Origin of the sequence: Streptomyces sp. NPDC002884 (assembly GCF_040295245.1) — a bacterium.
Classification (GTDB): Bacteria; Actinomycetota; Actinomycetes; order Streptomycetales; family Streptomycetaceae; genus Streptomyces.
Genome location: NZ_JBEOVB010000081.1, coordinates 1 through 6,969 on the forward strand (window position 1 = coordinate 1; position 6,969 = coordinate 6,969).

The 6,969-nt window shown below is 73.7% G+C and carries 7 protein-coding genes; all 7 read right to left on the reverse strand.

Annotated features, from left to right (window positions below):
• Positions 1–383 (reverse strand): alkaline phosphatase family protein (locus tag ABT070_RS45740; protein WP_351769253.1); only part of this gene is annotated, 383 nt, incomplete at its 3' end.
• Positions 380–1,549, reverse strand: a complete 1,170-nt coding sequence (gene eboE / locus ABT070_RS45745) for a metabolite traffic protein EboE (RefSeq protein ID WP_351769255.1) — start codon at positions 1,547–1,549, stop codon at positions 380–382. The genes eboE and ABT070_RS45740, both read right to left, overlap by 4 nt.
• A gap of 3 nt (positions 1,550–1,552) precedes the next feature.
• Positions 1,553–2,401, reverse strand: coding sequence for a TatD family hydrolase (locus ABT070_RS45750; protein ID WP_351769257.1), 849 nt, complete (start codon positions 2,399–2,401; stop codon positions 1,553–1,555).
• A complete protein-coding gene (locus ABT070_RS45755; protein ID WP_351769259.1) occupies positions 2,401–3,144 on the reverse strand; it encodes an EboA domain-containing protein in 744 nt (247 codons plus the stop codon). The genes ABT070_RS45750 and ABT070_RS45755 overlap by 1 nt, the downstream gene beginning before the upstream one ends.
• A 10-nt stretch (positions 3,145–3,154) precedes the next feature.
• Positions 3,155–4,027, reverse strand: a complete 873-nt coding sequence (locus ABT070_RS45760) for a sugar phosphate isomerase/epimerase family protein (RefSeq protein WP_351769261.1) — start codon at positions 4,025–4,027, stop codon at positions 3,155–3,157.
• Complete coding sequence (locus ABT070_RS45765) at positions 4,024–5,232, reverse strand: SCO3242 family prenyltransferase (protein WP_451103152.1); 1,209 nt, start codon at positions 5,230–5,232, stop codon at positions 4,024–4,026. The genes ABT070_RS45760 and ABT070_RS45765 overlap by 4 nt, the downstream gene beginning before the upstream one ends.
• Positions 5,229–6,332 (reverse strand): inositol-3-phosphate synthase, encoded by a 1,104-nt coding sequence (locus tag ABT070_RS45770; protein WP_351769265.1) that lies wholly within the window; start codon positions 6,330–6,332, stop codon positions 5,229–5,231. The genes ABT070_RS45765 and ABT070_RS45770 overlap by 4 nt, the downstream gene beginning before the upstream one ends.
• Between the last annotated feature and the right edge of the window lie 637 nt (positions 6,333–6,969).

Genomic DNA, 6,969 nt, shown 5'->3' on the forward strand with positions numbered 1-6,969 from the left:
ATCGGACGCGGCGTGACCGTGTAGTCGGTGTCCGCGCCCATGGCGTACCACCAGCAGATGTTGGCGACCGTATAACCCGGGTACGCCCGACGCGCTGCGTCCCACAGCTTGTCACCCGCCACGAGGCCGTTGTGCTGCCGCCACAGCAGTACGTCGCCGAGCTCACGGAAATACCAGCCGTTGCCGACGATGCCGTGCTCCGCCGGAAGCGTCCCGGTCAGGAAAGTGGACTGCGCCGCACAGGTGACGGCCGGCAGGACGGTGCCCAGCGCGGCCTGCGAACCTCGGCCGGCCAGCGCCTTGAGATGGGGCATGTGCTCCAGAAGCGCGGGGGTCAGGCCCACCACGTCCAGGACGAGCAGGGGGGTGGGGCGGGTGGTCACTGCTGCTCCTTGAGTCCGAGGTCGGCCAACAGATCGGCCGCGAGGCGGAGTTCGGCGGCGATGCCGTCGGCGAGGGCGGCGGCGGTGGCGGGGCGGGAGCCGACGGGCAGCGCCTGCCAGGTGTACGTCTCGACCTCGAGGTGGCGGGTGCGCGGGTGCGGGCCGCCGACCAGGACGCTCAGGGTGTCGCGCAGCACGTCCAGGGTGGACGTCAGCGGTGGGGCGGGGGGTGCGTGCAGGGGGACGTGGAAGTGGGCGCGCCAGGGCACGGTGTCCGGCAGCGCGCCTCCGGTCAGGGCCTGGCCCAGGTCGTCGGTGCCGTGCAGGGTCCCGTCGACACGGGCCCGGGTCTGGTGCAGGAAGCGTGGTTCGTCGAAGGCGGCGAGCGCCGCGCGGACGGCCGGGTCACGGGGGTCGCCTGCGTGCAGGGCCGCGGACAGCTGGGCCTTGAACACGGTGACGCCGGCCCTGCCCAGGGCGGCCAGCGCGCCGACGGGCTCCTCGAAGCCGGTGGCGAGGTGGCAGGTGTCCAGGCACAGGCCGATGCGGTGGGCGGGCAGGGCGGAGAGCGGGGCGAGCGCGTCGGCGGTGGACTCCACCACACAGCCCGGTTCCGGTTCCAGGGCGATGCGGATCTGGCGCCCGGTGGCTTCGTACAGGTCGTCCAGGCGGCGGGCGAGTTCGTTCAACGCGCCATGAGCGCGGTGTGCGGCGCTTTCGTCGTAGCCGGTGCGCCAGGCCAGCGGCAGCGTGGAGATGGTGCCCTCGGTGACGTCGTCGGGCAGCAGCGCGGCCAGCAGCCGGGCCAGGTCGGTGGTGTAGTCGAGCCGCTGCGGGTCGCTCCAGTCGGGCCGGTAGACCCGGTACTTGACCTCTTCGGCGCCGAAGCCCTCGTAGGGGAAGCCGTTGAGGGTGACCACTTCCAGGCCGCGTCGGTCGAGTTCGGCGCGCAGCCTGCCCGGTGCGCCCGCGTCCGCGGTGAGTGCGTGGACGGCGTCCCGGGCCAGCCACAGTCCCACGCCCAGGCGTTCGACGCCCAGACGGCGGCGGACGGGTTCACAGTGGGCGCCGAGCTGGGCGACGACCCCGTCGAGGGTTTCGGCGGGGTGGACGTTGGTGCAGTAGGCGAGGTGGACGGTCGAGCCGTCCGGGTGGCCGAAGCGCACGGGTCACTCTCCGCCGCGCAGCAGGGAGTTGCCCTCGTGCAGTGCCGCGGGTGTGGCGGGCTCGAGGACGAGGCGGCCGCTGAGTCCGTAGAAGGCGACGGGGTTGCGCCACAGCACCTGGTCCACGTCGTCCTCGCCGAAGCCCGCCGCGAGCATCGCGTCGGCGACCCCACGGGTCTTCAGCGGGTCGCTGTTGCCCCAGTCCGCGGCGGAGTTGACCAGCACCCGGTCGAGTCCGTACTCCTTCAGGACGGCGACCATGCGGTGCTCGTCCATCTTGGTGTCGGGGTAGACGGAGAAGCCCAGCCAGCAGCCGGCGGCCTTCGCCTCCTTCACGGTCGTCTCGTTGAGGTGGTCCAGCAGGACCCGCTCGACGGGCAGTTCGGACTCGGCCACGACGTCCAGGGTGCGACGCAGTCCGGCGAGCTTGTCGCGGTGCGGGGTGTGCACCAGGGCCGGCAGGGCGTGGTCGGCGGCGAGCTGGAGCTGGGCGGCCAGGGCGTTGTCCTCGGCGGGGGTCATCGAGTCGTAGCCGATCTCACCGACCGCGACGACACCGTCCTTGAGGAGGTAGCGCGGCAACTCATCGAGGACGGGCAGACAGCGCGGGTCGTTGGCCTCCTTGGGGTTGAGGGCGATGGTGCAGTGGTGGGCGATGCCGTACTGGGCGGCGCGGAAGGGTTCGAAGCCCAGCAGCGCGTCGAAGTAGTCCAGGAAGCTCTCCGGTGAGGTACGCGGCTGGCCGAGCCAGAAGGAGGGTTCGACCACGGCGCGCACCCCGGCCGCGTACATCGCCCGGTAGTCGTCGGTGGTGCGCGAGGTCATGTGGATGTGCGGGTCGAAGATGCGCATCAGGCTTCCTTGGCGGCGAGGTCGAGGGCGAGAGCGAGGGCGTGGTGCAGGTCGTCGGGGACGGGCCGGGCGGCGGCGGTGCGCTCCGCGGCGAAGTCGGCCAGCATGCGGGCGAGTTCGCCGTCTCCGCGGGCGCGGTCGGCGAGCCCGGCGACCGCGGCCAGCGGTACCTGGGTGAACAGGCATTTCAGGACGGCGTGCCGCCAGGCGTGGGCAGACAGGTGCACGGCGGCGTAGGGGCCGACGGCCGCCGCCACGAGCCGGGTGTCGTTGGCGCGCAGCGCGTCCTCGACCAGCGCCACGCCCTGGCCCGGCGTGAGGGGCAGATGGGGCAGGGCGAGCAGCACGGCGCGGCGTTCCGCGCCGCTGCCGTGCTCGTAGAGGCGGGCCACGGCGGCCGCGTCGGGGCAGGCGGTGCGCAGCAGCAGCACCCTGGCCGCCTCCGCCGCCTCCGGACCGGCACACACCCGACCGGCCGCGGCGAACCGCAGCTCCCACGCGGGCATGCCCCGGCGGGCCGTGGCGTCCCTGGCGGGGGCCGTGGCATCCCGGACGGGGGACACGGCGTTCCCCGCCGGGGGCTCGGACGCCCGGGCGTCGGGGGATGCGGGATCCCTCGCGGGAGGCTCGGCGGTGTCCTGGTCGGGGCGCGCGGCGGCGCGTGCGTCGGCGAGCGCGGCGTCGAGCCAGGCGGTGGCCTCGGAGCCGAGACGGGCGGACAGTTCCTCTCGGGTGACCGACATACGGGTTTCCTTACGCGGACGGCGGCGGGGAGACGGTGGCGGGCGCGTTGAGCCGGGCACGGAGGAACGCCATGGAGGAGCGGGCGAGTTCGGGTCCGGCGTGTGAGTGTCGGGGCAGTTCGACCACGGTCAGCCCCTGGTATCCGGTGGCGTCCAACGCGGCCAGGACGGGCGGGAAGTCGATCTCACCGTCGCCGAAGGGCAGGTGCTCGTGGACGCCGCGGCGCATGTCCTCGATCTGCACGTGCCGCAGCCACGGCCCCGCGGCCGTGACACAGTCCGCCGGCGCCGACGGCTCCAGGCACTGGCAGTGGCCGATGTCGAGCGTGAGTCCGAGCAGCGGATGGTCTCCGAGCTGCCCGCGCAGCCGGTGGAACCCGGCGAGTGTCTCCACAAGGTGACCGGGCTCCGGCTCGATGGCCAGCGGAACTCCCGCCCGTACCGCGGCCTCCAGGACCGGGGTCAGAGAAGCGCCGAGCAGATCCCAGGCGGCCGCCTCACTCGTTCCCGCGGGACGGACGCCGCTGAAACAGTGCACCGCGTGAGCACCGAGGTCCGCGGCCACCTGCACGGCGGTCACCAGCAGCGCGATCCGCGCCGCCCGGCCCTCGGGCTCCGCGTCCAGCAGGGTGGGGCCGTGCTTGCGACGCGGGTCGAGGACATAGCGGGCGCCGGTCTCCACGGTGACGGACAGCCCGAGGGCGCCGAGCCGGTCGGCGACCCTCGCGACGCGCCCCGCCAGGCCGGGTCCCACCGGGTCGAGGTGCATGTGGTCCAACGTCAGCCCGACGCCGTCATAGCCGAGTTCGGCCAGTATCCCCAGGGCGTCGTCGAGCCGCAGATCGCTCAGGCCGTTCGTGCCGTAGCCAAGACGGACACTCATGTGGGGCTCACCTTCCCCGCGAGCCGGCGCGCCGCAGGCACGAGCGCGGCCAGCAACGCGGCGGTCGCGGGCGCCCCGGAGCGCGCCGCGAGGGCCGCCTGGAGTGGGATCAAGGCACGGATACCGCCGCCCACGGCCCGCTGGGTCAGCGGCGGCGACGGATTCAGCACGGCGTGCACCAACGGCCGCCCGGCCGTGACCACATACCCCCCGGCCAGCACGGCCCGGCCGAGCCCACCAAGCCCACCCGGCACGCCCGGCACACCGCGCAGGCCGGGCACGCCGAGCGCATCGGGCGCACCGGGTGCAGCGGGTACGCCGGGTGCGCCGACCCGCCCGCTCCGGCGCCGGAGGGCGGCCGGGCCGGTGTGCCCACCGGAGCCGACGAGGGTGCCGAGGACGGCCGTCACACCGAGCGCGGCGAGCGGCCCGCCCCGCACACCGCCCCGCGTCTCGGCACGCGAGACGGTGGTGAGCGCGTAGGTGTGAGCGCCGAGCACGGCAGCGGGCAACAGCGCCCGCCGCACCGCAGCGGCGGCGCCGGCCGGCGGGGCGGCCACCGCGATGTCTGCCCGGTGCCTTGCCGGAGCACCTGCGGACAGACCGGCCAGGGCGCCTGCCAGACCGCCTGCCTGACGCCGCCCGGCTGCCCGAGGCTGCCCTGCTGACGGACGCTGCCCGGCCGATGTGCGCTGCGCGGCTTTACCCGGGCCGGCGGTACTCGGGCCGATGTTGCTCGGGCCGGCAGTGCTCGGGCCGGCGGTGGCCACCGCGCCCAGGAGCAGATCCAGGGCGCGGGCCGCGGCCATCGCCGCCGGGCCCGCCGCGGTGTGCTTCAGCCGCAGGTCGTAGGCCCATACGGTGCCCGCGAGAGCGGTGGCGCACAGTGCCGCGGGCCGACCCGCGGCGAAGCCCAGGCCCAGGCCCGCGCCCGTGAGTACGGCGGCCGCCGCCAGCGCCTGCCCGGGAGCGATACGGCCCGAGGGAACAGGCCGGTGCGGACGCTCGGCGGCGTCCTCGTCGCGGTCGGCCCAGTCGTTGAGCGCCATCCCCGCCTCGTACAGGCACAGCGAGGCACCGGCCGCCAGAGCGGTGGCGGCACCCGGACGCCGGCCACTCGCCGCAGCTCCGGCCAGCACGTCCCCCGGAACGGTGAACAGCGCCGAGACCCGCAGCAGTTCGGCCCAGTCGCGCAGCTCGCTCACCGGCCGCCCGCCAGCCGCGCGGCGAAGGCGACCAGGGCGTCGTACTGCTCGGCCAGCGCCGCAGAGCCGCCGTCGGGATCCTTGAAATAGAAACCCAGCTCCGCTAGGCCGCCGGCGATCCCCGTCTCGTGCGCGCGGGCCGCCAGCCGCGCCAGATCGAGGACGAGCGGTGCGGCCAACGCCGAGTCACAGCCCTGCCAGATCGTCTGGAGCACCATCCGTGAGCCGAGGAACCCCTCGAAGGCCACATGGTCCCAGGCCGTCTTCCACTCACCCAGTGCGGGCACCTCGTCGATGTGCACCGCGCCCTCGGGCAGCGCACCCAGGTTGTCCTCGAGGACCCGGTTCTTGCCCGCGTTCTTCGCGGCGGCCGCCGCCGGATCGGCCAGCGCCGCCCCGTCGCCCCCGCCCAGCAGATTCGTCCCGGACCAGGCCCGCACAGCCAGAGCGCGCTGACGGAACATCGGCGCCAGCACCGCCCGCAGCAGGGTCTGCCCGGTCTTTCCGTCCCGGCCCGCCCACGGTACGTCCGCCCGCGCGCGCAACTCCTCCAGCGCCGGATGCCCCACCCCCGCCGAGGGAGTGAAGTTCACATACGCACAACCCGCCCGCAGCGCCGCCGCGGCGTACAGCGAACTCGCCGGCAGCCGCCCGCCCTCAACCGCGACCGGCTCGGTGGAGGCGACATTGACCACCACCGTCCGCGCCAGTCCTCCGCGCCGGGTGAACGCCTCGATGTCCGCCGCGAACGCCGCTATCAGCTCTTCGTCACCGCGGCCGTCACCCGCCACCGGCCCTCCCGGCCGGATCTCCCCGTCGGCCACGGCGAGTTCACGGCGCACGGCCCGCACCAGCCCGTGCGGCAGAACGCCCTGCTCCGCCAGTACCTCGGCCCGCTTGACCAAGGGCCAGTCCACCGTGTCATGCCCACCGAACACCAAGGACGACAGCTCGGGCAGTCCCGCCGCGGCGAACTCCTCGGTCTCCGTGACCAACCCCGTCGCCGGATACAACCCCGCCACCAGCCCGGCACAGCCCGCGACCACGGTCGTGGCGACCGACCCACGCGCCCCGACCAACCAGACGCCCGTACCCCCCACCGCACCGCCGGCAGCAGCGGCACCAGCAGCGGGCGACTCGGCGAACTCAGACACGACAACCTCCCGAAACGACGTCAGCGATGACAAACGAAAACCACCCGAACCACAGGCACACAGGACTCGGCACACTGCCGGGCAAAGGGGACGACGGGGAGCCGGAGAATCAGACCGCGAGCAGGTGAAACGGTCGGCAGGGCTGTGCCGCCGGGCGATCAGGGAACCCGCACCCGCTCGACCAGAGACAACCTGCACCTCCTGACATGCATTCGGAAGCGGAATCCTTTCCGGCGGCAACATCACCGACGGTCTCCTCACCGCCCTCCACGCCGGAATACGGGGCGATTTCCCGGCATGCTAGTCCGCGCGCCTTGCGGAATGCGGGGTTCAGCCCGCTCACCACAGGCCTCGGTGGACCGTTCCTCCAGGAGATTTCAAGTCCGCCCGCCGGTAAGACCGTTGGGCAGGCGAGGCCTGAGCCGTGACGGCCGGACGCGGCGGCGGCCCCGGAAGGGCGAGTGGTTTCCCGCCGCGGACCGCATTGTTCCGGTTCCGTTTTCCGGTCGGTTCTCGAATACGGCTGGAGAACCGCTCGGCACCGCCTCGCAGCCCTCTCCACAAAACCTTCAGACCCCCTCGC